We start from the raw sequence: 25,300 nt of genomic DNA, 5'->3' as shown, positions 1-25,300 counted from the left end.
ACGCGCCTTGCCTGAGCACTGGCGACCTTCCGCGATGGAGTCGCCATGTTCAACCCGATCTCTTCCTATATGGGTGTCCACGCCGACGCCCTGCCCCTGCGCGAGCAGCGGATGAAGCTGATCGCCAGCAACCTGGCCAATGCCGACACCCCCGGCTACAAGGCCCAGGACCTGGACTTCAACGCCGCCCTGGACGCCGCGACCCGCGCCCGCGAAGGGCGCGCCGCCGGCGGGCCTGGCGTGCCCGCGGCGACCCACGAACGCCACATCCAGGACGCCATCGCCACCGGCGCGGCCCCGTTCCAGTACACCCGCCGGGCCTCCCAGCCCAGCCTCGACGGCAACACCGTCGACCCGGACATGGAGCGCGCCGCCTACGGCCGCGCCGCGCTGGAGTACCGCGCCTCGCTGAGCTTCGTCGAGGGCAAGGTGCGCACCCTGCTCACCGCGATCACCGGCCAGTAACAGGAGTCCGAGCATGAGCAACCTCCCGATCTTCGACGTCGCCGGCTCCGGGCTGCACGCGCAGTCGGTGCGGCTGAGCACCATCGCCTCCAACCTGGCCAATGCCGACTCGGTGGCCGGCTCGCCGGAGGCGGTCTACAAGCCGCTGGAGCCGGTGTTCCAGGCGCAGGCCAGCGGTTCGGACCCGGCCCTGACCGGCGTGCGCGTGCGCGAGATCGCGCAGAGCGAGGCCCCGCCCGTGCGCCGCTACGAGCCCGGCCACCCGCTGGCCGACGCCGACGGCTACGTGTTCGCCCCGGACGTGGACCCGGTGGCGCAGATGGTCAACCTGATCTCCGCCTCGCGCAGCTACCAGGCCGGCGTGGAGGTCATCAACACGGCCAAGGAGCTGGCCATCGCCACCCTCACCATGGGCCGCTGAGGACATACCGCATGAGCGCGATCGCCAGCGACATCTATTCCAGCCTCGGGCTGGCCCCGGCCGCGACCGGCAACGGCGCCAAGAGCGACTCGCTGGGCCAGGCCGACTTCCTGCGCCTGATGACCGAGCAGCTCAAGCACCAGGACCCGCTGAACCCGATGGAGAACAGCCAGTTCCTGGGGCAGCTGGCGCAGTTCTCCACCGTGCAGGGCATCGAGACCCTCAATACCCAGGTCAAGGCGTTCTCGTCGGCGCTGAGCAGCGACCAGCTGCTGCGCGGCGCCGCCCTGGTCGGGCGCGAGGTGCTGGTGCCGTCGGCGAAGGTCGCGCTGGGCGAATCCGGCGGCGCCAGCGGTGCGGTCGCCGCGCCCGACGCCGGCACGGTGCAGTTCACCGTCACCGACGCCACCGGGCGCACGGTCAAGGAGTTCAGCGTCCCGGCCAACCGCGCCGGCGAGGTTGCCTTCGCCTGGGACGGCACCAACCACCTCGGCGAGCGCGCGCCCGCCGGCAGCTACGGGATCACCGCCAAGTACACCGCCAACGACGGCAGCACCAAGGCGCTGGACACCTACGTCCGCGGCAAGGTCGACAGCGTCACCGCCGGCAGCGATGGCCTGTTCCTCGACCTCCCGGGCCTGGGCACCGTCCCGCTCGACTACGTGCTCCGCATCAGCTGAGCCGCACCACCCGAATTCCGCAGGAGTCCGCCATGAGCTTCACCACCTCGCTGTCCGGCATCAACGCGGCCAACGCCGACCTCAACGTCACCTCGAACAACATCGCCAACGCCAGCACCGTCGGCTTCAAGACCTCGCGTGCCGAGTTCGCCGACCTGTTCTCCACCACCAGCTACGGCCTGGCGCGGAACGCGATCGGCTCGGGCGTGAAGGTCAGCAACATCGCCCAGCAGTTCGCGCAGGGCAACATCGACCCGACCGGCCGCAGCCTGGACTTCGCCATCGACGGCGAAGGCTTCTTCACCGTGGTCAAGAATGGCGACACCCTCTACACCCGCGCCGGCAACTTCCAGCCCGACAGCAGCGGCTACGTGATCACCCCGGACGGCGCGCGACTGCAGGTGTACGCGCCCAACGCCAGCGGCGGCTTCGACGTCGGCCGCACCACCGACCTGAAGCTGGCCACCACCGACAGCCCGCCGCGCCAGAGCAGCCTGGTCGAGCTGATGGTCACCCTGCCCGGCGCGGCCACCGAGCCGACCGTGCAGCCGTTCGACCCGTCCGATGCCAACAGCTACAACGCCGGCAGCGGCGGCGTCACCGTGTACGACTCGCTGGGCGTGCCGCACGTGCAGGCCTCGTACTTCGTCAAGACCGCCAACCCGAACGAGTGGCAGGTCTACAACTACATCGACGGCAACCCGGTCGGCGCGCCGACCACGCTGCAGTTCGATTCCAACGGCGCCCTGGTGTCCCCGGCCGACGGCCGCGTCGCCATGGATCCCTACGCGCCGGGCACCGGCGCCGGCACCCTGGAGCTGAGCCTGGACATCAGCGGGAGCACCCAGTACGGCAGCAACTTCGCCCTGCGCAGCGTCAACCAGGACGGCGTGCCCTCCGGCAAGCTGACCGAGATCGACGTGTCCGAGGACGGCGTGGTCTATGCCCGCTACTCCAACGGCGAGGACGTGCCGCTGGGCCAGATCGTGCTGACCAACTTCGTCAACCCGCAGGGCCTGCAGGCGGTCGGCAACAACATGTGGGCGGCGACCTACTCCTCGGGCACGCCACGCAGCGGCACCCCGGATTCGTCGGACTTCGGCCGCATCCAGTCCGGCGCGCTGGAGGCCTCGACCGTGGACCTGACCGAGCAGCTGGTCAACATGATCACCGCGCAGCGCAACTTCCAGGCCAACGCGCAGATGATCTCGACCCAGGACCAGGCCACCCAGACGGTCATCAACATCCGGTAATTCGTGATTGGTGATTGGTGGTTGGAGGAGGCCAACGCTCTCCTCCAACCACCATCACTATTCCGGTCAGCCGGCTCTTTCCAATCACGAATCACGAATCACGGCCCGCCCATGGACAAAGCGCTCTACATCGCGATGACCGGCGCCCGCGCCTCGCTGCAGGCGCAGGGCACGGTCAGCCACAACCTGGCCAATGCCGATACCGCCGGGTTCAAGGCGGTGCTGGCCAATACCGAGGCCTTCCCGGTGCGCGGTGCCGGGTATCCGTCGCGGGTGGCGGCGCTGCACGTGGACCAGGGGTTCAATTCCAGCGTCGGCGCGCAGCGCGTCACCGGCAATCCGCTGGACGTGTCGCTGCACGCCGACCGCTGGCTGGCGGTGCAGGCGCCGGGCGGCGGCGAGGCCTACACCCGCGCCGGCAACCTGTCGCTGACCCCGAACGGGCAGCTGGTGACCGCCGGCGGCCATCCGGTGCTGGACCAGGACGGCAACCCGATCGCCCTGCCCCCGCACCAGGCGCTGGAGATCGGCCAGGACGGCACCGTGTCCATCATCCCGCTGGGCGAAGGCGCCGACACCATGGCGGTGCTGGGGCGTCTGAAGGTGGTCGAGGCGCGACCGGAGCAGCTGCAGCGCGGCCTGGACGGCCTGATGCGCAACATCGCCCCGCAGCAGCCGCTGCAGCAGGCACCCGGCACCGTGCTCACCACCGGCGTAATCGAGGAAAGCAACGTCGACGCCGCCGGCGCGCTGGTGCAGATGATCCAGATCCAGCGCCAGTTCGAGATGCAGGTGAAGGTCATCAAGACCGGCGACGAGAACGCGCGCTCGGCCAACACCATGCTGCGCCTGGGCGGCTGACGGCCGTTCCGGTCCCCTGCCGGTGCCCTCCGCCGGAGGGACATCCGGGCGCCTCCCGCCCCGTCGGCAAGGCGCCCGTTCCTTTGCTTCCGTGCCCTGCCCCTGCGCACGCCCGGGCGGCCCCGCCGCGGCCGCGACGGCGTCCCGGCGCGCGGACGGCATGCCGCCACGGCCAGCGCGACGGGCCTCCGACGCGGTTCTGGCACGCCCCATGCATCAGGGGTGGCGTCAATCCGTCACGTGAGGTTCCGCGTCATGAATCAGGCACTCTGGGTCGCCAAGACCGGTCTGGATGCGCAGCAGACGCGCATGTCCGTGGTGGCCAACAACCTGGCCAACACCAACACCACCGGCTTCAAGCGCGACCGCGCCAACTTCGAGGACCTGCTGTACCAGCAGGTGCGCCAGCCCGGCGGCTCGACCTCGGCGCAGACCCAGCTGCCATCCGGCCTGCAGCTGGGCACCGGCGTGCGCGTGGTGTCCACCGCCAAGGACTTCCAGCAGGGCAACCCGCAGCAGACCGGCCGCGCCCTGGACGTGATGATCAACGGCCGCGGGTTCTTCGAGGTGCTGATGCCCGACGGCAGCTCGGCCTACACCCGCGACGGCAGCTTCCAGGTCAACGCCCAGGGCGAGCTGGTGACCAGCAGCGGCTACCCGGTGCAGCCGGGCATCCAGATCCCCGAGGGCGCGCAGTCGATGACCATCGGCACCGACGGCACGATCACCGTGCAGATGGCCGGCGACGGCCAGGCGCTGGAGATCGGCGCCCTGACCCTCACCGACTTCATCAATCCCGCCGGCCTGCAGGCACGCGGCGAGAACCTGTACGTGGAGACCACCGCCTCCGGACCGGCGCAGAACGGCACGCCCGGCCTCAATGGCCTGGGCCTGATCGAACAGGGTGCGCTGGAGGGTAGCAACGTCAACGTGGTCGAGGAGCTGGTGAGCATGATCGAGACCCAGCGCGCGTACGAAATGAACGCCAAGGCCATCTCCACCACCGACTCGATGCTCGGCTTCCTCAACAACAACGTCTGACCGCGCTAGCGCCGCTGGAGTCCCGCCATGAACCCGCGTCCCCGTTCCGCCCTCGTCCTGGCGCTGCCGGCCGTGCTGCTGCTGGGCGGCTGCGCGGCCGCCGGCGACGTGCGCCCCTACCCGCCGCTGGCGCCGATCGTCCCGGTCATGCCGGCCCAGGCCGCGCCAACGCCCGGCGCGATCTACGCCGGCGGCCAGGGGCTGTCGCTGTACGGCGACCGCATCGCCCGCGACGTCGGCGACCTGCTGACCATCACCCTGGTCGAGTCCACCACCGCGCAGACCAGCGCCACCACCCAGGTCAGCAAGGACAGCGAGCTGTCCACCGGGGTGACCTCGCTGTTCGGCGGGCCGGTGAGCTTCAAGGGCCGCGACATCCTCTCGGCCTCGGCCAACGGCGAGCGCGGCTTCGACGGCCAGGGCAAGTCCAGCCAGAGCAACCGCCTGCAGGGCAGCGTCACCGTGAGCGTGATCCAGCGCCTGCCCAACGGCAACCTGGTCGTGCAGGGGCAGAAGAACCTGCGCCTCAACCAGGGCGACGAGCTGGTGCAGATCCAGGGCATCGTCCGCCCGCAGGACATCTCGCGCGACAACACCGTGCCCTCCAGCCGGGTCGGCGAGGCGCGGATCGTCTATGGCGGCCGCGGCGCGCTGGCCCAGTCCAACGCGATGGGCTGGCTGAGCCGCTTCTTCAATTCCGGCCTGTACCCGTACTGAGGTCGCCCCATGGCAACGTCCCGCAACCCCATTTCCGGCCTGCGCGCCCTCGCCTGCGCGCTGGTGCTGCTGGCCCTGGTGGCCGCGCCGGCGCAGGCCGAGCGCATCAAGGACCTGGCCCAGGTCGGCGGCGTGCGCAGCAACGCCTTGGTCGGCTACGGCCTGGTGGTGGGCCTGGACAACAGCGGCGACCGCACCAGCCAGGCGCCGTTCACCGTGCAGAGCCTGAAGAACATGCTCGCCGAGCTGGGCGTGCAGGTGCCGGCCAACGTCAACCCGCAGCTGAAGAACGTGGCCGCGGTGGCGATCCACGCCGAGTTGCCGCCGTTCGCCAAGCCCGGCCAGACCATCGACGTGACCGTGTCCTCGATCGGCAACGCGGTGTCGCTGCGCGGCGGTTCGCTGCTGATGGCGCCACTGAAGGGCGCCGACGGCCAGGTCTACGCCATCGCCCAGGGCAACCTGGTGGTCGGCGGCTTCGGCGCCCAGGGCCGCGACGGCTCGCGCGTGGCGGTCAACATCCCCAGCACCGGGCGCATCCCCAACGGCGCCACCATCGAGCGCGCCCTGCCCAACGTGCTGGAGGCCGGCGGCGACCTGACCCTCAACCTGCACCGCACCGACTTCACCACCGTCGCGCGCATGGTCGACGCGATCAACCGCATGTACGGCCCCGGCGTGGCGCGCGCGGTGGACGGGGTGACGGTGGCCGTGTCCGCGCCGTCGGACCCGGGCATGCGCATCAGCTTCCTCTCCCAGATCGAGAACCTGGAACTGACCCCGGGCACCGCGCCTGCCAAGGTCATCGTCAACGCCCGCACCGGCACGGTGGTGATCGGTTCGCAGGTGCGGGTGATGCCGGCGGCGGTCACCCACGGCGCGTTGACCGTGACCATCAACGAGGGCGTGCAGGTGAGCCAGCCCGGCGCCTTCGCCGGCGGCGGCACCGTGGCCGCCCCGACCTCCTCCATCAGCAGCGCGCAGGAAGGCAGCCGCATGTTCCGCTTCGAGGGCGGCACCACCCTGGACGAGATCGTGCGCGCGGTGAACGAGGTTGGCGCCGCGCCGGGCGACCTGATCGCCATCCTCGAGGCCCTGAAGCAGGCCGGCGCGCTGCGCGCGGAGCTGGAAGTGATCTGATGCGCATCGACGCCCGCCCGCTGGAACTGGCGCCCCAGTCCGCTCCCGACGCCGCGCGGGTGGAACACGCCGCGCGCCAGCTCGAAGGCCAGTTCGCGCGGATGCTGGTCAAGAGCATGCGCGACGCCAGCTTCGGCGACTCGTTGTTCCCCAACGAGAACCAGGTCTTCCGTGACATGTACGACCAGCAGCTGGCGCAGGCGCTGACTTCCGGCAAGGGCCTGGGGCTGGCGCCGATGATCGCGCGCCAGCTGGCGCGCCAGAGCGGCATCGACGCCACCGGCGGCAAGGCGCTGGATACCCGCATCGACGTCCGTCCCGGCCCGACCCGTGCCGCCGCCGCGGCCCAGGCCTACGCCAGTGCCGCCGGGACGATCGACGTTCTCTCCCCCGGCGCCGATCGGGCCCTGGACCTGATCGCCGGCCGCGAGGGCGGCGATGCCGGCGAAGGCTCGCCGCTGGACGCGCTGGTCCGCCGCCTGATGGCCGGCCCGGAGGGCGCCGCGGCCACCACCGGCATGCTCCCGCCGGGCGCCGCGGCCCGGGCGGCGGCGGAGTTCGCGCCGCGCAGCCCCGAGCACTTCGTCGCCAGCATCTGGGACCAGGCCCAGGCCGCGGCCCGGGAACTGGGCGTGGACGCGCGCGCCCTGGTGGCCCAGGCCGCGCTGGAAACCGGCTGGGGCCGGCGCCAGATCCAGCGCGATGGCGGCGGCAGCGCCAACAACCTGTTCGGCATCAAGGCCAACGGCTGGAGCGGCGAGCGCGCCACCACCCGCACCCACGAATACGCCGGCGGCGTGCGCCGCACCGAGACCGCGCAGTTCCGTGCCTACGCCTCCCCGGCCGAGAGCTTCGCCGACTACGTGCGCTTGCTGAAGAACAACCCGCGCTACCAGAAGGCGCTGCAGGCCGGCGGCGACGTCCGCCGCTTCGCCCAGGCGCTGCAGAACGCCGGCTATGCCACCGATCCGGGTTACGCGGCCAAGATCACCGCCATCGCCAATGGCCCGACCGTCAACCGCGCCATGCAGGCGATCGCCGGCGTGGCCGCGCGCGCGGCCGGCGGCGCGCTGGCCGCGGCCGACGTGGCCGGCTTCACCAGGAGATAAGCGATGTCCGTCCTGTCCACCGGCACCGGCGCCCTGCTCGCGTTCCAGCGGGCGCTTTCGACGGTCAGCCACAACGTCGCCAACGTCAACACCGAGGGCTATACCCGGCAGCGCGTCGACTTCGCCACGCGCACGCCGATCGACTACGGCTACGGCTACGTCGGCAGCGGCACCAAGGTCGCCGACATCCGGCGCATGGCCGACGAGCTGGCGACCTCTCGCCTGCTCGACAGCGGTGGTGAACTGGCGCGCCTGCAGCAGCTTTCCGCCCTGACTTCGCGCCTGGACGCGCTGTTTTCCGACAGCGCCACCAACCTCGCCGGCGCCTGGTCCAACTTCTTCGACTCGGTCAGCGCGCTGTCCTCCAACGCCGCCGCCACCGCCGAGCGCCAGAACGTGCTGGCCGAGGCCAACGCCCTGGCCACCCGCTTCCGCCAGCTCGACGGCCACATCGCCTCGCTGGATTCGGAGATCAACAACAGCCTGCTGGCCGGCGCCAGCGAGATCAGCCGCCTGGCCGCGGAGATCGCCCGCATCAACGGCGAGGTCGGCTCGGACGCCAGCAAGGCCGCGCCCGACCTGCTGGATCGCCGCGACCAGCTGGTGGCCGAACTGGTCGGCTACACCGGCGGTACCGCGGTCATGCAGGACGGCGGCGCGATCAACGTGTTCACCGCCGGTGGCCAGCCCCTGGTGGTGGGCGTGCAGGCCTCGAAGCTGACCACCGTGGCCGATCCCTACCGTCCCGAGCGCCTGCAGCTGGCGCTGGACGGCGGCGGTTCTCGGACCGTGCTGGACCAGCGCGTGCTGGGCGGCCGGATGGGCGGCCTGCTGGAGTTCCGCAACACCGTGCTGGACCCGGCAGCCGCCGAGCTGGGCCGGATCGCGGTGGCGATGGCGACCACCTTCAACCAGGGCCACGCCGCGGGCATGGACCTGTACGGCAACCTGGGCGGCGCCTTCTTCGACGTGCCGGCGCCGCAGGTCAACGCGCACGCCGGCAACGGCGGCGGCGCCACCCTCCAGGCCCAGGTCGCCGACGTGTCCGCGCTCGACGGCCAGAACCTGGTGCTGCGCCTGGGCGATACCGGCTGGATCGCGATGCGCGCCGACACCGGCGAGGCCTTGCCGATGACCGGCAGCGGCACCGCGGCTGACCCGTTCGTGGTCGCCGGCATCTCGCTGCAGGTTTCCGGCACCGCCGCGATCGGCGACCGCTTCCTGGTGCAGCCGACCGCGCGCGCGCCGGGTGGCCTCTCGGTGGCGATCTCCGATCCGTCGCGCATTGCCGCCGCCACGCCGGTGCGTGGCAACGCCGCGCTGTCCAACGTGGGCAGCGGTGCGCTGTCGGGCCTGCGCGTGGAGGACGCCTCCGATCCCGCCCTGCTGCAGGACGCGGTCATCGAGTTCCTCGACGCCGGGCAGTACACCATCGACGGCGCCGGCCCGTTCGCCTTCACCCCGGGCCAGCGCATCAGCGCCAACGGCTGGAGCGTGGTGCTCGACGGCATCCCGGCGGCCGGCGACCAGTTCACCATCTCGCGCGCGGCACCCGGCAGCGGCGACAACGGCAATGCCACCCGCCTGGCCAACCTGGACGACGCGCGCGTGGTCAGCGGCGGCACCATCAGCCTCAACGGCGCGGTCGGCGGCCTCACCACCATGGTCGGCTCGGCCGCGCGCCAGGCCGAGTACGCGGCCGACGCGCAGCAGGTGATCCACGACGACGCCAGGGCCGCGCGCGACGCGGTGGCCGGCGTCAACCTCGACGAGGAGGCGGCCAACATGCTGCGCCTGCAGCAGGCCTACCAGGCCGCCGCGCAGATCATCTCCACCGCCGACAACCTGTTCCAGTCCATCCTGAGCGCCGTCCGCCGATGAATTCGCGCATCTCCACCAGCCTGATGTACGACCTGTCGCTGGCCACCATGCTGGCGCGGCAGAAGAAGCTCTCGCAGCTGCAGCAGCAGGTCGCGACCGGGCAGAAAAACATCACCGCCAAGGACGACCCGGTCGGCGTGGGCGCCGCCGTGGGCCTGGACCGCTCGCTGGCCGAACTGGAGCGGTTCGGGCTCAACGCCAACACCGTGAACCACCGCCTGGGCCTGCAGGAGAACGTCCTCGCGCTGATCGGCGACGACATGATCCGCATCAACGAGCTGGCGGTTCAGGCCAACACCGACACGCTTTCGGACGATGACCGCAAGTCCATCGCCGCCGAGCTGCGCGCGATCCGCGACAACCTGATCAGCCTGGCCAACAGCGACGATGGCACCGGCCGCTACCTGTTCGGCGGCGCGGCCGACGACGTCGCGCCGTTCACCCGCGTCGCCGGCGGCGTGGCCTACAACGGCGACCAGACCCAGCGCCAGGTCGAGATCGCGCCCGGCACCTTCGTGCAGGACACGCTGCCGGGCAGCGAGGTGTTCATGCGCATCCGCACTGGCGACGGCGTGCTGGACGCGGGCATGGCCGCCTCCAACACCGGCACCGGCGTGCTGGAGAGCTTCAGCCGCAGCAGCGCCGGCGGCTGGAACGGCGAGAGCTACACGATCCGTTTCACCGGCGACGACGGCTACGAGGTGTTCGACGCCAATGGCAACGCGGTCGCCGCGGGGACCTGGACGACGAAGACGGACATCGAGTTCGGTGGCCTGCGCGTTTCGATCAGCGGGCAGCCCGCGGACGGCGACGAACTGCAGATCGGTCCGTCCGGGACGCGCGATGTGTTCGCCACGGTGCAGCAGCTGGTGGATGCGCTGGAAGCGCCGGTGGTGACCGGGGCGGACCGCGCGGCCCGCCGCAACGCATTGCAGTCCTCGATGCGCGACATCGCGCGCGCCGCGGAGGCGATGATCGACGTGCGGGCTTCCGGCGGCGCGCAAATGGCGCTGATCGAGGACTCGGCCGCGCTGCGCGAGGCAAACGCGGTGACGCTCAAGATCACCCTCTCGGGCATGCGCGACCTGGACTACGCCGACGCGATCACCCGCTTCCAGCTGGAGAGCACCGCCTTGCAAACCGCACAGACCGTGTTCACCCGCATGCAGGGGCTATCGCTGTTCAACCTGCTGCGCTGAGCGCGCGCGGGCCTCCTGCCCTGGAAACGGAACGGCGCGGGCAACCGCGCCGTTTTTCTTTTTCGCTCCTCCCCCTAAAGCCGGGGAAGCCGCTGCCGTTAATCGATACCGTAGCCGGACGCGCCCGGAAAGAAGCCCTTTGGGGCCATGCAAGTTCATGGCGCATAAGAAAAAAATCCCGGCGCGGCGCTAAAGCTTCGAACCCTGCCGCCGTTAATGAATACAGCAGCGGCACCGGTCAGATTGATGACCCCCCTGCGGAGGTCCGGCCAAGGCTTACGCAGTCCTGTCCGCCGGGATGAATCGCTTAGAGGAGACTCAAAATGGCACAAGTCATCAACACCAACGTGATGTCGCTCAACGCGCAGCGCAACCTGAGCACCAGCAGCGCGAGCATGGCGACGACCATCCAGCGCCTGTCCTCGGGCCTGCGCATCAACAGCGCCAAGGACGACGCGGCCGGCCTGGCGATCAGCCAGCGCTTCACCACCCAGATCCGCGGCCTGGAAGTCGCTGCCCGCAATGCCAATGACGGCATCTCGCTGGCGCAGACCGCCGAAGGCGCGCTGACCGAGATCGGCAACAACCTGCAGCGCATCCGCGAGCTGGCCGTGCAGTCGGCCAACGCCACCAACTCCGATACGGATCGTGCGGCGCTGAATTCTGAAGTAAAGCAGCTTCTGTCGGAAATCGATCGCGTTGCAAAGCATTCGGATTTCAACGGCACCAAGCTGCTGGACGGCAGCTTCTCCGGCCAACTGTTCCAGGTCGGCGCTAACTCCGGCCAAGCAATTGCGATCGATAAGGTAGTGGACGCGAGGATCAAGTCGCTGGGCGGCTCAAGCTTTGCCAGTGGCACTCAGGATCTGAGCGAAATCGACGCAAGCGCCAACGACGTGAAGGTCACTGGGACCGTTGGTGAAGCTGAGATTGAGGTCGTGATCAAAAAGGGCACCGATACCAAAGAAGCGGCGAAGCAAATTGCAAGTGCAATGAATGCGAAGATCGGCGAGTCGGGCATCTTCGCGAGCGTCGCCGAGGACGGGAGCCTGAGCCTCACTTCAGTCAAGGACGGTGTGACGCTAGATGCCGATTCCGTGAAGCTGAGCGCTGCGGCTCCCGACGAAGATGCGGAGACTGGCTGGGGCACCGCGACGCCCCTCGACCCCTTCGTGCCGGCCGACGCGGCGGACATCGAAACCGTCCACGCTGAAAACATCAAGATCGATACCGTTCTTGGCGCCCAACAGGCCCTGTCGATCGTCGACAATGCCCTGCAGGCGATCAACAGCACCCGTGCCGACCTCGGCGCCATCCAGAATCGCTTCACCTCGGTGGTGGCGAACCTGAATACCAGCGCGGAGAACCTTTCGGCTTCCCGCAGCCGCATCCAGGACACCGACTACGCCAAGGAGACCGCGGAACTGACCCGCAACCAGATCCTGCAGCAGGCCGGCACGGCCATGCTGGCCCAGGCCAAGTCGGTCCCGCAGAGCGTGCTGAGCCTGCTCCAGTAAGGCCCGCCGGACCCGACCGGAAAGGCCCCTCTCACGAGGGGCCTTTTTTGCATCCGCTCCTGTCGGCACGGAGCTTGCATCGACCCGGCGCTAAAGCGCGTTCCGGGGCAGCCGATAACCCCAGGTACGCCACCGACATCCGCACGGAGCAACCATGGCATCGATTTCCACCGGAGGATCAGGGCTCGACATCGCGTCCCTGGTTTCGCAGCTGGTGACGGCGACCCGTCTGCCCACGGAAAAACGCATCACCGCGGCAAGCACGACAGCCAGCGCAAAGCTCTCGGCGGTAGGACAGGTCAAGAGCGCGCTCAGCGCCCTGCAAGGCGCGCTGCAGAAGGTGGTCGGGAGCGCCGGCACCGCGGCCTTCAAGGCCGCCGTCCCGACCGACGCCGGCTTCACGGCCACTGCCAGCGACAAGGCGGTTCCGGGAAGCTACAGCGTCGAAGTCGTGCGCCTGGCAACCGCCCAGAAGCTTGCCTCCGCCGGGTATGAGCCCGGGGCGACGGTGGGTGCCGGCACCCTGGAGATCGACTTCGGCGGCGAAGCGCCGCTGCGGGTGGATGTGGAGGAAACCCACACCCTCAGCGACATCGCAGCGGCGGTGAACCGCGCGGCCGGCGGGAAGAACGTGGTCGCAAGCGTGGTGAAGGCGGACGACGGCGAGCATCTGGTCTTCAGTGCCACCAATACCGGCAGCGCCGGCGCGCTGACCATCAGTGCCACGAACGACGACGGCAGCCTGCTCGCGCTGACCAGCTCCGAGGGCGGCGGACTGCACGAGAAGACGCCCGCGCAGGATGCACTGGTACGGGTAGACGGCTTCGAGCGCGTATCCAGCAGCAATACGGTCGAGGGCCTGGTCCCGGGCGTGACCTTGAACCTGGCCTCGGCTTCCGAGGGCAAGCAGCACACCCTGTCGGTCAACAGCGACACCGGCGCCATCAAGACGGCACTGGCGGGTTACGTCAGTGCCTACAACAGCACGATGTCCACGCTGAAGAGCACCAGCTCCTACGATGCCAATACCCGCAGCGCATCGCCGCTCACCGGCGACGCCCTGGTCAGAAACCTGCAATCCCAGCTGCGTGGCCAGTTCAGCGGGAACATGCTGGAGCTCAAGGCGCTTGGAATCACGGTTTCCAAGGAGGGCACCATGAGCTTCAGCGCTGACGCCTTCGACAAGGCGCATGCCGCGGACCCGGCGGCGCTGGAGCGCCTGTTCGGGAAGGAGTCGGCCTATGCCACGCCCATGCAGGATTTCCTCAAGGTCCACCTGGACACCGCCGGAGGAACGCTGGTCGCGCGGACCGAAGGCCTGAACAAGCAGCTCAAGCAGCTGGAAGAGCAGCTGGACACGCTGGACGTGCGGATGGAACGCCTGGCCACCCTGTACACATCCCAGTTCACTGCCATGGAAACCATGATCATGCAGCTCCAGGGCAGTGCCAGCTCTCTCAACGACCTGCTGTCCAGCGGCAAGTCGGGTTAAAGCGGCGACGCCATCCGGTCGATAAGGACTGCAGGCCCTGCCCCGACTCCCCCGCTGGAGGAGATGCAAGGCTGCAATACCGAGGAACAAATCATGTACGCCTCCAAACACAGCTTCGCCGACCAGTACCGCCGGACCGAGATCTCCGCCCGCGTGGCCGAGGCCGATCCGCACCAGCTGATCGCGCTGCTGTTCGAAGGTGCGAGCCAGCGCATCCGTCGCGCGCAGGCCTGTCTGGAGCAGGGCGATGTCGCCCGCAAGGGCAAGGCGATCGGCGAGGCCTGCGCGATCATCGGCCACCTCAACGGTTCGCTCGACCACGAGGCCGGTGGCCAGCTGGCGGCCAACCTGTCGTCGCTGTACGACTACATCGTGCGCCGCCTGACCGAGGCCAACCTGCACAACGACCGCTCCGCCCTGGCCGAATCGCTGGACCTGCTGGGCGAGGTCGAGTCGGCCTGGAATTCCATCCCGCGCGCGCAGCGTTCCGCGGTGGCCTCATGAGCCCGGCCGCGCGGCTGGCCGGGCTGCACCGGGCCATGGACGAGATCGGCGCCGCGCTCGGGCGCGGCGAGATCGAGGCCATGCCGCCGATGCTGGACGCCTACGATCGCGCGATCCGCGAGTTCTGCGCGCTTCCCGGCGCGTCGGCGATGCGCGAGGGGATCCTGGACCTGCAGCAGCGCCAGCAGGCGGTCATCACCGCGATGCGCGCCCGCCAGGACGAGCTGCTCGGGCTGATGCGGCGCGAGCGCCAGGCCAACCGCGCCGTGCACGCCTACGCCGGGACCTGACGATGCCCGCCAGCCTCGCCGCCCTGCTCCACGACCTCACCTCGTTGCGCCAGGCCTTGGACAGGGGCGACTACGGCGCCGCCGACGCGGTCCTGGCCGGGCACGAGACACGGCTGCGCGAACTCATCGAATCGCTGGGCCCGCAGGCGCCGTTGCAGACGCTGCGCGGCCTGCTCCAGCTCCAGCACCTGATGCTGTCCGACGACGGCCCCCTGACCGGAGGCAGCGCATGAACGCTTCCTGGCCCGCCCATGCCCAGGCCGCCGAACACGGCCTGTTCGGCGACGTGCTGGCCTGCGACGCGGTCCTGCCGGCCTGCTTCCTGGCCGGCGTACCCGCCCGCACCGCCCAGGCCGAGGCCCTGCTGCTCGGCCTGGCCCAGGTCGAGGACCTGCGCACCGAGGACAACGCCGAGGAAAAGCGCGGCGAACTGCCACTGCTGGCGCAGCGCCTTGACGCCAAGCTGGACCTGGTACTGGTGCTGCTGGGGCGGCTGGTGCGCCAGGCCAATCCGCCGTTGCCGCCCACGCCGCTGCGCTGGTCGGTGCGCGGGCTGCGCCTGCAGCTGGCGGCCGACGCCGCCCTGCCGGAGCCGGACTCGGCCGGCAGCGTGCGCCTGCAGCCGGCCGACTGGCTGCCCGACGACGTCGAGCTGCCGGTGATCGTCAGCGCCGCCGCACGCGGGCCGCAGGCCAGCTGGGTCTGGCTGCGCTTCCCCGCCCTGCCCCCGGGACTGGAGGAGGCCATGGGCCGCCACCTGTTCCGCATGCACCGCCGCCAGGTCGCCGACGCCCGCCGCCGCTAGGCTTGAACCGCGAACGCGGTCGCGGATGGCTACAAAAGCCCACGCCCATGGGCTAAGGTGGCAGGAATTTTCCCGGGGATCGGCAGCAGGCCGTGCGAGTTCTGATCGTTGACGACCACACCCTGGTCCGTGCGGGCCTCAGCCGCCTGCTGCAGACCTTCGAAGGGGTGGACGTGGTCGCCGAAGCGGCCAACGCCGACCAGGCCATCGACCTGGCCGCGATCCACCGCCCCGACCTGGTCCTGCTCGACCTGTCCCTGCCAGGGCGCACCGGCCTGGAGGCCCTCAGCGGGATCCTCGAGAAGGTGCCGGAGACGCGGGTGGTGATGATGTCCATGCACGACGACCCGCTGCACGTGCGCGACGCCCTGGACCGCGGCGCCGCCGGTTTCGTGGTCAAGGATGCCGCCCCGCTGGAACTGGAGCTGGCGCTGCGCGCGGCGGCCAACGGCGAGGTGTTCCTCAGCCCGCGCATCTCCTCGCGCATGATCGCCCCGCTGCTGGGGCGCTCGCGCCAGGCCCGCCCCGAGGGCGTGGCCGCCCTGCCCCCGCGCCAGCGCCAGATCCTGGCCCAGATCGGCCGCGGCCTCAGCAGCAAGGAAATCGCCAGCAGCCTCGGGATCAGCGTCAAGACGGTGGAGACCCACCGGGCGCGCATGATGGAGGCCCTGGGCTGCCGCCGCGCCAGCGAACTGGTGCTGCTGGCGGTCAAGCACCAGCACGAGCTGGGCTGAGCCGTTCCGGCGCGGCGAAATTCCGGCGCCACCGTCCCCGAAATGCGCACTGCGTCAGGATTTCAACGACGCTGTAGGTAAAAACCCTACACGCTGTAGGGGCTACCCCCTCAGGAATCAGGCACCCCCCGATTCTTCCGCCGACGCAACCGGGGCAGGATGCTTCACATCGGCGTAACGAAACCGGCGCCGAATGGGGAAAAGCAAGATGAAGGCCATCCAGTCCGCGCAGTTGGGCCAGCAGCTCAACCTGACGCCGCAGCTGCTGCAGTCGATCCGGCTGCTGCAGCTCAATGCCCTCCAGTTGCAACTGGAGGTCACCCGTGCGCTGGAACTGAACCCGCTGCTGGAGCTGGAAGAGGAAGCCCAGGCCGAAGCCCAGGCGCCGGCCGCCGGGGACGTCGAGCCGGCTGCGGTGGCCGGCGTCGAGACCGCCGCCTTCGACGAACTGCCCGAACCCTCGATGTGGGACGTGCCCGGCGCCAGCTGGAGCGGCGAAGGCGAGGACCGCATGCAGCGGATCGCCGAGCCCGGCTCCAGCGACCCCTGCGTGCGCGTGCTGCAGGCCCTGGCCCTGGAACTGGAGCCAGCCGAGCTGGAGATCGCCGCCTTCTGGCTGGAGCACTGCGACGAGTCCGGCTACCTGGAAGGCGAACACTCCGCCCTGCTGCTGCGCGCCACCGCCCGCTTCGACGTGGCCGCCGCGCGCATCGAGGCGGTGCGCCAGCGCCTGCTGCACGGCGAGCCGGCCGGACTGGCCGCGCGCGACGTCGGCGAGTGCCTGCAGGCACAGCTGGCCGCCCTGCCCGCGCCCTGCCCCGGGCGGCCGCTGGCCGCGCGGATCCTGGAATCCTGCGTCGATGCGCTGGCCGCGCACGACCATGCCGCCATCGCCGCCCGCCTGGATGCCGACGAGGCCGATGTCGCCGAGGCGGTGCGCCTGATCCTGTCGCTGCAGCCGCGTCCGCTGCAGGAGGCGGTGGAGACGGCGGACGGCTACGTGGTCCCCGACGTGGTGGCCTGGCATGCCGACGGCCAGTGGCGGGTGGCGCTCAACCCCGCCACCGCCCCGCGCGTGGCGATCAATGCCGGCTACGAGCGCGCCCTGGCCCACGCCGGCGACGGCGAAGGCGCCGCGGCCATGCGCGAACTGCTGCAAGAGGCGCGCTGGCTGACCCGCGGCCTGTCCATGCGCTACGAGACCCTGCTGCGCACCACCCGGGTCCTGGTCGAGCGCCAGGCCGCCTTCCTTGCCCGCGGCGAGGAAGCGATCGCCCCGCTGACCCTCAAGGAAGTGGCCGACGAGATCGGCATGCACGAGTCCACCGTCTCGCGCATCACCAGCGGCAAGTACATCCAGACCCCGCGCGGCACCTTCGAGCTCAAGCAGTTCTTCGCCGTGCGCCTGGAGGGCGCCAACGTCTCCGGCGCCGCGGTGCGGGCGATGGTGAAGCGCCTGATCGAGTCCGAGCCGCCGGGCCGGCCGCTGGCCGACGACGCCATCGCTGCGCTGCTGGCGCGCCAGGGCGTGCACATCGCCCGGCGTACCGTGGCCAAGTACCGCGAACAGCTTTCCATCCCCACCGCGCGCGAGCGCCGCCGCGCCGCCGCCCCCGCCGCGCTGGCGCGCGCCGTCTGACCCCCGCCCCCCCGGAGTAGCCCGATGCGCAAGATCCGCGTCCTGCTGGTCGACGATCACGAGGGATTCATCAATGCCGTCCTGCGCCACTTCCGCAAGCTGGAGTGGCTCGAGGTGGCCGGCACCGCCGGCAACGGGCTGGAGGCGATCGAGCGCTCCGAGGCCCTGCGCCCGGACGTGGTCCTGATGGACCTGGCCATGCCCGAGATGGGCGGGCTGCAGGCCACGCGCCTGATCAAGGCCCAGGACGAGCCGCCCTTCATCGTCATCGCCTCCCATTTCGACGACGCCGAGCACCGCGAGCACGCCACCCGCGCCGGTGCCGACGGCTTCGTCAGCAAACTGTCCTACCTCCAGGAAGTGGTACCGATCCTGGAGCGCCTAGCCGGAGTCCAAGCGTCATGAGCGAATCGCGCATCCTCGTCCTCGATAGCCAGGGGCCGCGTGCCGAGCACCTGTGCGGGTTGCTCGAGTTCATGGACCTCAACCCGCGCTGGGCCGCCTCGCCGTCCGACGTCAACACCGGCCGCCAGCGCCCGAGCGACTGGATGGCGGTGGTGGTCGGCACCCTGGACGACGACGAGTCCGCGCGCGCGTTCTTCGCCTGGCTGGGCGCCGCCCAGCTGCCGCCGCCGGTGCTGCTGCTGGAGGGCGACACCGCCGCCTTCGCCGCCGCCCACGGCTTGCACGAGGCCGGGGTGTGGCCGCTGGAATCGCCGATCCGCCACGCCCAGCTGGAAGCCTGCCTGCGCCGGGCCAGCCTCAAGCGGCTGGACGCCGAGCAGCAGGCGGCCGGCGACGGCGACGGCCCGACCGGTTCCAGCCCCGCGGTGCAGCGCCTGCGCCGCATGATCGCGCAGGTGGCGCCGTTCGATACCACGGTGCTGGTGCTGGGCGAGTCCGGCACCGGCAAGGAGGTGTGCGCGCGCGCCATCCACCAGCAGTCCGCGCGCCGCGACGGCCCGTTCGTGGCCATCAACTGCGGCGCGATCCCGCCCGACCTGCTTGAAAGCGAGCTGTTCGGCCACGAGAAGGGCGCCTTCACCGGCGCGCTGACCGCGCGCAAGGGCCGCTTCGAGATGGCCGAGGGCGGCACCCTGCTGCTGGACGAGATCGGCGACATGAGCCTGCCGATGCAGGTCAAGCTGCTGCGCGTGCTGCAGGAGCGCAGCTTCGAGCGGGTGGGCGGCAACCAGACCATCAAGTGCAACGTGCGGGTGATCGCCGCCACCCACCGCAACCTCGAGGACCGCATCGCCGAAGGCCAGTTCCGCGAGGACCTGTTCTACCGGCTCAACGTGTTCCCGATCGAGATGCCGGCCCTGCGCGAGCGCGCCGAGGACCTGCCGGCGCTGGTGCAGACCATCTCCGAGCAGCTGGCCCGCTCCGGCCGCGGCGAGATCCGCTTCGCCGACGCCGCGCTGGCGGCGCTGGCCGGCTACCCGTGGCCCGGCAACGTGCGCGAGCTCACCAACCTGGTCGAGCGCCTGGCCGTGCTCAACCCGGGCGGCCTGGTGCGCCTGGAGGACCTGCCGGCCCGCTACCGCGCCCATGTCCCGGCCGGCGTCGAGCCGGTGGCGATCGTGCCCGCCACTGCCGCTGCCACCACCACGCCGGCCGCGCCGGCCGCACAGGCACCTGCCGCGGTCGAGCTGCCGGAAGACGGCCTGGACCTGCGCGAGCACATGGCGCGGATCGAGCTGAAGCTGATCCGCGAGGCGCTGGAGCGCACCCAGGGCGTGGTGGCCCACGCCGCACAGCTGCTCGGCCTGCGCCGCACCACCCTGGTCGAGAAGCTGCGCAAGTACGGCATCGAGAAGGAGCACAGCGAGGTGATGGGCTGATCCTCCGTGCCCCCCGCGCGGGCCCGTCCGGCCCGCAGGAGCGCCCCGCGATGCGGGGCGTTCGCGTTTTCCGGGCCAGCCGCGCCCGCCCCGCCGGCAGCCGGGCCGGTTTTCCGGCGCAAGGCCCCGCCGGCGCCGTGGCACACCGCTTGCATCGCCTGCGACGACACCGGCCCATGCCGCAGGGAAACCCATGACCGACTCGATCAGTTCCATCCTGTCGCAGATCCGCGCCTACCAGGGCCAGCTCGGCCAGGCCGCCGCGCGCACCGGCGACGTGGCCCGCGGCGACGCGATCCAGGGGCTGGCCGGGATGCAGGCGCCGGGGACCGCCGGCGTTTCCGGCGTGCCCAGCTTCACCCAGACCCTGGCCAATGCCATGCAGGGGGTCAATGCCGCCCAGGCCCGCGCCGGCGAACTGCAGGCCGCGTTCGAGCGCGGCGAGCCGGGCGCCGACCTGGCCCGGGTGATGGTGGCCTCGCAGCAGTCGCAGGTGGCGTTCCGCGCCACGGTGGAGGTCCGCAACCGGCTGGTGCAGGCCTACCAGGACGTCATGAACATGCCGCTGTGACCAGGGACTGACACACGATGGCGATCACTCTTTCCAAGGACAGCTTCAACCGCGAGCAGGCCACCGAGAAGGCGGCCCAGGCGGTGGTCAAGCTGCAGGAGATGCAGCTGGGCCGGAAGCTCGGCACCCTGCTGGCGATCTCGCTGGCGGTGGCGGCCGGCCTGTACGTCTTCTTCTGGTCGCAGAAGCCGCAGTACACCCCGCTGTACACCGGGCTGGACGCCAAGGCCACGGCCGAGGCCGCCGACCTGCTGCGCGCCGCGCAGATCCCGTTCAAGCTCGACCAGGCCACCGGCGCCATCTCCGTGCCGGAGGCCAACCTGCACGACGCGCGCCTGAAGCTGGCCGGCTCCGGCCTGACCGAGAGCGGCCGCCTGGGCTTCGAACTGATGGAGCGCGACCCGGGCTTCGGCGTCAGCCAGTTCGTGGAGAACGCGCGCTACCAGCACGCGCTGGAAACCGAGCTGGTGCGCACCATCGCCACCCTGCGCCCGGTGCGCGACGCGCGCGTGCACCTGGCCATCCCCAAGCCCTCGGCCTTCACCCGCCAGCGCGAGGTGGCCAGCGCCTCGGTCGTGCTGGAACTGCGCTCCGGCGCCCTGCTCGAGCGCAACCAAGTGGACGCCATCGTCCACCTGGTCGCCTCCTCGATCCCGGACCTGGCCCCGGAGCGGGTGACCGTGGTCGACCAGAACGGCCGCCTGCTCAGCAGCAACGGCCAGGACAGCGCCTCGGCCCTCAGCGCCGCCCAGTTCGAGCAGGTGCGGCGCCAGGAGACCTCGTTCAACCAGCGCATCCGCGAGCTGCTGGAGCCGCTGACCGGCACCGGCCGGGTCAACGCCGAGGTCACGGTGGACATGGACTTCTCGGTCACCGAGGAGGCCCGCGAGCTGTTCAACGCCGAGCCGCAGAAGCTGCGCAGCGAGCAGGTCAGCGAGAACACCACCGCCGGCGAGGGCCCGCAGGGCATCCCCGGCGCCACCAGCAACACCCCGCCGGGCGCGGTCGCCCAGCAGCAGGCCGACGGCCCCCCGCTGCCCGGCACCACCGCGGCCGCGCCCGCCGGCACCAGCTCGCGCAGCGCCACCCGCAACTTCGAGCTGGACCGCACCCTGCAGCACACCCGCCAGCCGGCCGGCCGCATCCGCCGGGTGACCGCCGCGGTGGTGGTCGACCACGTGCCGCGCCCCGGCCCGGACGGCAAGGTCGCCCTGCAGCCGCTGTCGGAGCAGGAGCTGGCGCGCCTGCAGGAGCTGGTGCGCCAGGCGGTGGGCTTCGACGCCGCCCGCGGCGACCAGGTCTCGGTGGTCAACGCCCCGTTCGTGCGCGACGACGCGCCGGCGGTCGAGGGGCCGAAGTGGTGGGAGGACCCGCGCGTGCGCGACGCCCTGCGCCTGCTGGTGGGAGCGGTGGTGGTGCTGGCCCTGCTGTTCGGCGTGCTGCGCCCGAGCATCCGCCAGATCGTCGCCCCGCCCGCGCCAAAGAAGGAGGAGGAAGCCGAGCCGGCCACCACCGAGGTCTCCCTGGTCGAGGACGGCGAGGACCTGCCCGCGCTGGCCGAGGACACGGCCCAGCTCGGCCTGCAGGGCCCGCAGCCGCCGGCGGCGCTGCCCTCCGATGCCTACGAGGACCGCCTGCGCAACGCCCGCGAGGCCGTGCGCGCCGACTCCAAGCGGGTCGCCCAGGTGGTGAAGGAGTGGTTGGGAAATGAAGCAGCCTAGTCTCCAGTCCGAACTGACCGGCGTGCAGCGCGCCGCCGTGCTGCTGCTGTCGCTGGGCGAGAGCGACGCGGCCGAGGTGCTCAAGCACATGAGCGCCAAGGAAGTGCAGAAGCTCGGCCTGGCGATGGCGACCATGAGCGGCATCAGCCGCGAGCAGGTCATGGACGTGATGGAGCAGTTCGAGCAAGCGCTGGAGCGGCAGACCTCGCTCGGCGTGGGCGCGGACGACTACATCCGCAACGTGCTGATCCAGGCGCTGGGCGCGGACAAGGCCGGCAGCCTGATAGACCGCATCCTGCTGGGCCGCAACACCACCGGCCTGGACACGCTCAAGTGGATGGACCCGCGCGCGGTGGCCGACCTGGTGCGCAACGAGCACCCGCAGATCTGCGCCATCGTGCTTTCCCACCTGGACCCGGACCAGGCCGCCGAGGCGCTGAAGTTCCTGCCCGACCGCGCCCGCTCGGACGTGCTGCTGCGCATCGCCACCCTCGACGGCATCCCGCCGAACGCGCTCAACGAGCTCAACGAGATCATGGAGCGACAGTTCGCCGGCAACCAGAACCTGAAGTCGTCCAACATCGGCGGCGTCAAGGTCGCGGCCAACATCCTCAACTTCCTCGACGGCGGCCAGGACCAGTCGATCCTCGGCGAGATCGGCAAGGTCGACAACGAGCTGTGCCAGCGCATCCAGGACCTGATGTTCGTGTTCGACGACCTGGTCGAGCTGGACGACCGCGAGCTGCAGACCCTGCTGCGCGAGGTCTCCGGCGAGCGCCTGGGCATCGCCCTGCGCGGCGCCGACATCAAGGTGCGCGAGAAGATCACCCGCAACATGTCCCAGCGCGCCGCCGAGATCCTGCTGGAGGACATGGAGGCGCGTGGACCGGTGCGCCTGTCCGACGTGGAGGCGGCGCAGAAGGAGATCATGACCATCGTCCGCCGCCTGGCCGATGAGGGCGTGATCAACCTCAGCGGCGGCGGCGGCGAGGAGCTGGTATGAGCACCGTCGTGCGCTGGATGGCGCCGGAGCTGGAGATCGCACCGCCCCCGGCACCGGAGCCGGAGATCGTGGAGGAAGTGCCGCTGCCGGTTCCGCCGACCCTGGAGGAGATCCAGGCCATCCAGGACGCAGCGCGCGAAGAGGGCTACCAGGCCGGCTTCGCCCAGGGGCACCAGGACGGCTTCGCCCAGGGCCAGGCCGAGGTGCGCCGGCTGACCGCGCAGATCGAGGGCATCCTCGACAACTTCACCCGCCCCCTCGCCCGCCTCGAGGACGAAGTCACCGCCGCGCTGGGCGAGCTGGCCGTGCGCATCGCCGGCAGCCTGGTGGGCCGCGCCTACGAAGCCGACCCGGCACTGCTGTCGGAACTGGTGTCCGAGGCGCTGGACGCGGTCGGCGGCGCCAGCCGCGAGGTCGAGGTGCGCCTGCACCCGGACGACATCGAGACCCTGGCCCCGATGCTGGCGCTGGTGTCCGAGGCGCGCCTGGTGCCCGACCCGACCCTGGGCCGCGGCGACCTGCGCGTGCACGCCGAGGCGGTGCGCATCGACGGCACCCTGGAGGCGCGCCTGCGCGGCGCGCTGGAAAGCGTGATCCACAAGGCCGGAGCCAGCGCATGAACCCCGCCCCCGACCGCAATCCCGCCCTCGGCGGCGCCGTGCCGGCCGACTGGCTGTCCGCGCGCAACCTGCGCCTGGCCATGCGCCTGGGCGCCCTGTCCCCGGACCCGGCCGCCGGCCGCGGCCTGATCCGCGAGGGCATCCTGCGCCGCGCCGTGGGCCTGACCCTGGAAGCCACCGGCTGCGCGGCGCCGATGGGCGCCACCTGCCGGGTGGAAGTGGCCGACGGCGGCTGGGTCGAGGCCGAGGTCGTCGGCTTTGCCGGCGACCGCACCTCGCTGATGCCCAGCGCCGAACTGCACGGCCTGCTGCCCAACGCCCGCGTGGTGCCGGTGCGCCGGCGCGGCGGCGTGGAAGTGGGCGAAGGCCTGCTTGGCCGGGTGATCGACTCCGACGGCGTGCCGCTGGACGGCAAGGGCCCGGTCCGCGCCGAGGGCAGCGTGAGCATGGCCGGCGCCGCGATCAACCCGCTGGCGCGCGAGCCCATCACCCAGCCGCTGGACGTGGGCGTGCGCGCGATCAACGCCCTGCTGCCGATCGGCCGCGGCCAGCGCGTGGGCCTGTTCGCCGGTTCCGGCGTCGGCAAGTCGACGCTGCTGGGCATGATGACCCGCTTCACCGCGGCCGACGTGATCGTGGTCGGCCTGATCGGCGAACGCGGCCGCGAAGTGCGCGACTTCGTCGAGAGCACGCTGGGCGAGGAAGGCCTGCGCCGCGCCGTGGTCGTGGCCGCCCCGGCCGACCGCCCGCCGCTGGCGCGCCTGCATGGCGCCTACCGCGCCACCGCCATCGCCGAGTGGTTCCGCGACCAGGGCCTGAACGTCCTGCTGCTGATGGACTCGCTGACCCGCTTCGCCCAGGCCCAGCGCGAGATCGGCCTGTCGGTGGGCGAGCCGCCGACCACCCGCGGTTACCCGCCGAGCGTGTTCGCCAAGCTGCCGGCGCTGGTCGAGCGCGCCGGCAACGGCGCCAAGGGCCGTGGCTCGATCACCGCCTTCTACACCGTGCTGACCGAAGGCGACGACCCGCAGGACCCGATCGCCGACGCCGCGCGCGCCATCCTCGACGGCCACATCCTGCTGTCGCGACGGATCGCCGACGCCGGCCTGTACCCGGCCATCGACGTCGAGTCCTCGGTCAGCCGCGTGGTCCAGGACATCGCCGACGAGACCTGGCGCGAGCGCATCCGCGCGCTCAAGCGCCTGGTCGCCGCCTACAACGCCAACCGCGACCTGATCGCCATCGGCGCCTACCAGCGCGGCAACGACCCGCTGGTGGACGAGGCCCTGGCGCGCTGGCCGCAGATCGTCGAATTCCTCGGCCAGGACGTGGCCCGCTCGGCCGACCTGGAACATAGCCGCCAGGCCCTGGCCGACCTGCTGCACAAGGAGAACGCCGCATGATGCAGTCCCGCCGCATCGATCCGCTGCTGCGCCGCGCGCAGGAGCACGAGGATGCCGTGGCGCGCGAGCTGGCCGAGCGCCAGCGTGCGCACGAACTGCAGGAATCGCGGCTGGAGGAGCTGCGGCGCTACGCCGCCGAGTACGCCGCCAGCCAGATGTCCGCGATCAGCCCGGCGCAGCTGGCCAACCGGCGCGCCTTCCTCGACCGCCTGGAGAGCGCGGTCGAACAGCAGAGCCGGAACGTGGACCGCAGCCGCGAGCGGCTGGAGGCCGAACGTGCCCGCCTGCTGCTGGCCAGCCGCGACAAGGCGGTGCTGGAGCAGCTGGCGGCGAGCTACCGCGCCCAGGAACGCAAGGCCGACGAGCGCCGCAGCCAGCGCGAGATGGACG

Annotated in this window: 27 protein-coding genes; all 27 read left to right on the top strand. The window is 71.0% G+C overall.

All coding sequences use genetic code 11. The features are described from left to right. The first annotated feature begins 45 nt into the window (after nucleotides 1-45). On the top strand, nucleotides 46-465 hold the full coding sequence (gene flgB, locus B351_RS0110050; protein WP_019398910.1) for a flagellar basal body rod protein FlgB: 420 nt from the start codon (nucleotides 46-48) through the stop codon (nucleotides 463-465). A 13-nt stretch (nucleotides 466-478) separates the two neighbouring features. Further along, the gene (gene flgC / locus B351_RS0110045) at nucleotides 479-886 is read left to right on the top strand and encodes a flagellar basal body rod protein FlgC (RefSeq protein WP_019398909.1); all 408 of its coding nucleotides are present in this window, start codon (nucleotides 479-481) and stop codon (nucleotides 884-886) included. An 11-nt stretch (nucleotides 887-897) separates the two neighbouring features. After that, nucleotides 898-1,566, top strand: a complete 669-nt coding sequence (locus B351_RS0110040) for a flagellar hook capping FlgD N-terminal domain-containing protein (protein WP_019398908.1) — start codon at nucleotides 898-900, stop codon at nucleotides 1,564-1,566. A gap of 32 nt (nucleotides 1,567-1,598) precedes the next feature. Then, nucleotides 1,599-2,819, top strand: a complete 1,221-nt coding sequence (gene flgE / locus B351_RS0110035) for a flagellar hook protein FlgE (RefSeq protein ID WP_019398907.1) — start codon at nucleotides 1,599-1,601, stop codon at nucleotides 2,817-2,819. Nucleotides 2,820-2,930: 111 nt separating this feature from the next. Next, nucleotides 2,931-3,680 carry a flagellar basal body rod protein FlgF gene (locus tag B351_RS0110030; protein WP_019398906.1) on the top strand — a complete coding sequence of 250 codons (750 nt, stop codon included), beginning with the start codon at nucleotides 2,931-2,933 and terminating at the stop codon, nucleotides 3,678-3,680. A 255-nt stretch (nucleotides 3,681-3,935) separates the two neighbouring features. Further along, entirely contained in the window at nucleotides 3,936-4,721 is a 786-nt protein-coding gene (flgG, locus tag B351_RS0110025) for a flagellar basal-body rod protein FlgG (RefSeq protein WP_019398905.1), read from the top strand. Between the two features lie 27 nt (nucleotides 4,722-4,748). Next, nucleotides 4,749-5,438, top strand: a complete 690-nt coding sequence (gene flgH / locus B351_RS0110020) for a flagellar basal body L-ring protein FlgH (RefSeq protein ID WP_019398904.1) — start codon at nucleotides 4,749-4,751, stop codon at nucleotides 5,436-5,438. Between the two features lie 9 nt (nucleotides 5,439-5,447). Continuing rightward, nucleotides 5,448-6,578: a flagellar basal body P-ring protein FlgI gene (locus tag B351_RS0110015; protein ID WP_019398903.1), complete on the top strand. Its 1,131-nt coding sequence runs from the start codon at nucleotides 5,448-5,450 to the stop codon at nucleotides 6,576-6,578. Further along, the gene (flgJ, locus tag B351_RS0110010; RefSeq protein WP_019398902.1) at nucleotides 6,578-7,687 is read left to right on the top strand and encodes a flagellar assembly peptidoglycan hydrolase FlgJ; all 1,110 of its coding nucleotides are present in this window, start codon (nucleotides 6,578-6,580) and stop codon (nucleotides 7,685-7,687) included. The genes B351_RS0110015 and flgJ overlap by 1 nt, the downstream gene beginning before the upstream one ends. Before the next feature lie 3 nt (nucleotides 7,688-7,690). After that, the gene (flgK, locus tag B351_RS0110005; protein WP_019398901.1) at nucleotides 7,691-9,568 is read left to right on the top strand and encodes a flagellar hook-associated protein FlgK; all 1,878 of its coding nucleotides are present in this window, start codon (nucleotides 7,691-7,693) and stop codon (nucleotides 9,566-9,568) included. Then, nucleotides 9,565-10,767: a flagellar hook-associated protein FlgL gene (gene flgL / locus B351_RS0110000; RefSeq protein WP_019398900.1), complete on the top strand. Its 1,203-nt coding sequence runs from the start codon at nucleotides 9,565-9,567 to the stop codon at nucleotides 10,765-10,767. The genes flgK and flgL overlap by 4 nt, the downstream gene beginning before the upstream one ends. 323 nt (nucleotides 10,768-11,090) lie before the next feature. Beyond that, a complete protein-coding gene (locus B351_RS0109995; protein WP_019398899.1) occupies nucleotides 11,091-12,284 on the top strand; it encodes a flagellin in 1,194 nt (397 codons plus the stop codon). A gap of 154 nt (nucleotides 12,285-12,438) precedes the next feature. Next, on the top strand, nucleotides 12,439-13,776 hold the full coding sequence (fliD, locus tag B351_RS0109990) for a flagellar filament capping protein FliD (protein ID WP_026010578.1): 1,338 nt from the start codon (nucleotides 12,439-12,441) through the stop codon (nucleotides 13,774-13,776). Nucleotides 13,777-13,869: 93 nt separating this feature from the next. After that, the gene (fliS, locus tag B351_RS0109985) at nucleotides 13,870-14,280 is read left to right on the top strand and encodes a flagellar export chaperone FliS (protein ID WP_019398897.1); all 411 of its coding nucleotides are present in this window, start codon (nucleotides 13,870-13,872) and stop codon (nucleotides 14,278-14,280) included. Then, a complete protein-coding gene (locus tag B351_RS0109980) occupies nucleotides 14,277-14,570 on the top strand; it encodes a hypothetical protein (protein ID WP_019398896.1) in 294 nt (97 codons plus the stop codon). Before fliS ends, B351_RS0109980 begins: the two co-directional genes overlap by 4 nt. 2 nt (nucleotides 14,571-14,572) lie before the next feature. Continuing rightward, the gene (locus B351_RS0109975) at nucleotides 14,573-14,803 is read left to right on the top strand and encodes a hypothetical protein (RefSeq protein WP_019398895.1); all 231 of its coding nucleotides are present in this window, start codon (nucleotides 14,573-14,575) and stop codon (nucleotides 14,801-14,803) included. Continuing rightward, on the top strand, nucleotides 14,800-15,375 hold the full coding sequence (locus B351_RS0109970; RefSeq protein WP_019398894.1) for a PilZ domain-containing protein: 576 nt from the start codon (nucleotides 14,800-14,802) through the stop codon (nucleotides 15,373-15,375). Before B351_RS0109975 ends, B351_RS0109970 begins: the two co-directional genes overlap by 4 nt. Before the next feature lie 92 nt (nucleotides 15,376-15,467). After that, nucleotides 15,468-16,109 (top strand): response regulator transcription factor, encoded by a 642-nt coding sequence (locus B351_RS0109965; RefSeq protein ID WP_019398893.1) that lies wholly within the window; start codon nucleotides 15,468-15,470, stop codon nucleotides 16,107-16,109. A 208-nt stretch (nucleotides 16,110-16,317) separates the two neighbouring features. Continuing rightward, nucleotides 16,318-17,748 carry an RNA polymerase factor sigma-54 gene (gene rpoN / locus B351_RS0109960; protein ID WP_019398892.1) on the top strand — a complete coding sequence of 477 codons (1,431 nt, stop codon included), beginning with the start codon at nucleotides 16,318-16,320 and terminating at the stop codon, nucleotides 17,746-17,748. 24 nt (nucleotides 17,749-17,772) lie between these two features. Next, on the top strand, nucleotides 17,773-18,153 hold the full coding sequence (locus tag B351_RS0109955; RefSeq protein ID WP_019398891.1) for a response regulator transcription factor: 381 nt from the start codon (nucleotides 17,773-17,775) through the stop codon (nucleotides 18,151-18,153). Then, on the top strand, nucleotides 18,150-19,592 hold the full coding sequence (locus B351_RS0109950; protein WP_019398890.1) for a sigma-54 dependent transcriptional regulator: 1,443 nt from the start codon (nucleotides 18,150-18,152) through the stop codon (nucleotides 19,590-19,592). The genes B351_RS0109955 and B351_RS0109950 overlap by 4 nt, the downstream gene beginning before the upstream one ends. Before the next feature lie 193 nt (nucleotides 19,593-19,785). After that, entirely contained in the window at nucleotides 19,786-20,163 is a 378-nt protein-coding gene (fliE, locus tag B351_RS0109945) for a flagellar hook-basal body complex protein FliE (protein WP_019398889.1), read from the top strand. Nucleotides 20,164-20,180: 17 nt separating this feature from the next. Further along, the gene (fliF, locus tag B351_RS0109940; protein ID WP_019398888.1) at nucleotides 20,181-21,884 is read left to right on the top strand and encodes a flagellar basal-body MS-ring/collar protein FliF; all 1,704 of its coding nucleotides are present in this window, start codon (nucleotides 20,181-20,183) and stop codon (nucleotides 21,882-21,884) included. Nucleotides 21,885-21,897: 13 nt separating this feature from the next. Next, nucleotides 21,898-22,887 (top strand): flagellar motor switch protein FliG, encoded by a 990-nt coding sequence (gene fliG, locus B351_RS0109935; RefSeq protein ID WP_026010577.1) that lies wholly within the window; start codon nucleotides 21,898-21,900, stop codon nucleotides 22,885-22,887. Then, nucleotides 22,884-23,507: a FliH/SctL family protein gene (locus B351_RS0109930; RefSeq protein ID WP_019398886.1), complete on the top strand. Its 624-nt coding sequence runs from the start codon at nucleotides 22,884-22,886 to the stop codon at nucleotides 23,505-23,507. Before fliG ends, B351_RS0109930 begins: the two co-directional genes overlap by 4 nt. Further along, nucleotides 23,504-24,910 (top strand): flagellar protein export ATPase FliI, encoded by a 1,407-nt coding sequence (gene fliI / locus B351_RS0109925; RefSeq protein WP_019398885.1) that lies wholly within the window; start codon nucleotides 23,504-23,506, stop codon nucleotides 24,908-24,910. The genes B351_RS0109930 and fliI overlap by 4 nt, the downstream gene beginning before the upstream one ends. Then, nucleotides 24,907-25,300, top strand: a 394-nt coding sequence (fliJ, locus tag B351_RS0109920; RefSeq protein WP_019398884.1) for a flagellar export protein FliJ, incomplete at its 3' end; no start/stop codon positions are given. The genes fliI and fliJ, both read left to right, overlap by 4 nt.

Origin of the sequence: Pseudoxanthomonas sp. GW2, from assembly GCF_000283075.1 — a bacterium.
Lineage (GTDB): Bacteria > Pseudomonadota > Gammaproteobacteria > Xanthomonadales > Xanthomonadaceae > Pseudoxanthomonas.
Note: the sequence above shows the minus strand (reverse complement) of the source record. Positions and strands in the feature narration are given on the sequence as shown.

What these genes read in the sequence shown, in the direction of transcription:
- flgB (WP_019398910.1), top strand. Translation starts at nt 46, where the DNA reads ATGTTCAACCCGATCTCTTCCTATATGGGTGTCCACGCCGACGCCCTG.
- flgC (WP_019398909.1), top strand. Translation starts at nt 479, where the DNA reads ATGAGCAACCTCCCGATCTTCGACGTCGCCGGCTCCGGGCTGCACGCG.
- B351_RS0110040 (WP_019398908.1), top strand. Translation starts at nt 898, where the DNA reads ATGAGCGCGATCGCCAGCGACATCTATTCCAGCCTCGGGCTGGCCCCG.
- flgE (WP_019398907.1), top strand. Translation starts at nt 1,599, where the DNA reads ATGAGCTTCACCACCTCGCTGTCCGGCATCAACGCGGCCAACGCCGAC.
- B351_RS0110030 (WP_019398906.1), top strand. Translation starts at nt 2,931, where the DNA reads ATGGACAAAGCGCTCTACATCGCGATGACCGGCGCCCGCGCCTCGCTG.
- flgG (WP_019398905.1), top strand. Translation starts at nt 3,936, where the DNA reads ATGAATCAGGCACTCTGGGTCGCCAAGACCGGTCTGGATGCGCAGCAG.
- flgH (WP_019398904.1), top strand. Translation starts at nt 4,749, where the DNA reads ATGAACCCGCGTCCCCGTTCCGCCCTCGTCCTGGCGCTGCCGGCCGTG.
- B351_RS0110015 (WP_019398903.1), top strand. Translation starts at nt 5,448, where the DNA reads ATGGCAACGTCCCGCAACCCCATTTCCGGCCTGCGCGCCCTCGCCTGC.
- flgJ (WP_019398902.1), top strand. Translation starts at nt 6,578, where the DNA reads ATGCGCATCGACGCCCGCCCGCTGGAACTGGCGCCCCAGTCCGCTCCC.
- flgK (WP_019398901.1), top strand. Translation starts at nt 7,691, where the DNA reads ATGTCCGTCCTGTCCACCGGCACCGGCGCCCTGCTCGCGTTCCAGCGG.
- flgL (WP_019398900.1), top strand. Translation starts at nt 9,565, where the DNA reads ATGAATTCGCGCATCTCCACCAGCCTGATGTACGACCTGTCGCTGGCC.
- B351_RS0109995 (WP_019398899.1), top strand. Translation starts at nt 11,091, where the DNA reads ATGGCACAAGTCATCAACACCAACGTGATGTCGCTCAACGCGCAGCGC.
- fliD (WP_026010578.1), top strand. Translation starts at nt 12,439, where the DNA reads ATGGCATCGATTTCCACCGGAGGATCAGGGCTCGACATCGCGTCCCTG.
- fliS (WP_019398897.1), top strand. Translation starts at nt 13,870, where the DNA reads ATGTACGCCTCCAAACACAGCTTCGCCGACCAGTACCGCCGGACCGAG.
- B351_RS0109980 (WP_019398896.1), top strand. Translation starts at nt 14,277, where the DNA reads ATGAGCCCGGCCGCGCGGCTGGCCGGGCTGCACCGGGCCATGGACGAG.
- B351_RS0109975 (WP_019398895.1), top strand. Translation starts at nt 14,573, where the DNA reads ATGCCCGCCAGCCTCGCCGCCCTGCTCCACGACCTCACCTCGTTGCGC.
- B351_RS0109970 (WP_019398894.1), top strand. Translation starts at nt 14,800, where the DNA reads ATGAACGCTTCCTGGCCCGCCCATGCCCAGGCCGCCGAACACGGCCTG.
- rpoN (WP_019398892.1), top strand. Translation starts at nt 16,318, where the DNA reads ATGAAGGCCATCCAGTCCGCGCAGTTGGGCCAGCAGCTCAACCTGACG.
- B351_RS0109955 (WP_019398891.1), top strand. Translation starts at nt 17,773, where the DNA reads ATGCGCAAGATCCGCGTCCTGCTGGTCGACGATCACGAGGGATTCATC.
- B351_RS0109950 (WP_019398890.1), top strand. Translation starts at nt 18,150, where the DNA reads ATGAGCGAATCGCGCATCCTCGTCCTCGATAGCCAGGGGCCGCGTGCC.
- fliE (WP_019398889.1), top strand. Translation starts at nt 19,786, where the DNA reads ATGACCGACTCGATCAGTTCCATCCTGTCGCAGATCCGCGCCTACCAG.
- fliF (WP_019398888.1), top strand. Translation starts at nt 20,181, where the DNA reads ATGGCGATCACTCTTTCCAAGGACAGCTTCAACCGCGAGCAGGCCACC.
- B351_RS0109930 (WP_019398886.1), top strand. Translation starts at nt 22,884, where the DNA reads ATGAGCACCGTCGTGCGCTGGATGGCGCCGGAGCTGGAGATCGCACCG.
- fliI (WP_019398885.1), top strand. Translation starts at nt 23,504, where the DNA reads ATGAACCCCGCCCCCGACCGCAATCCCGCCCTCGGCGGCGCCGTGCCG.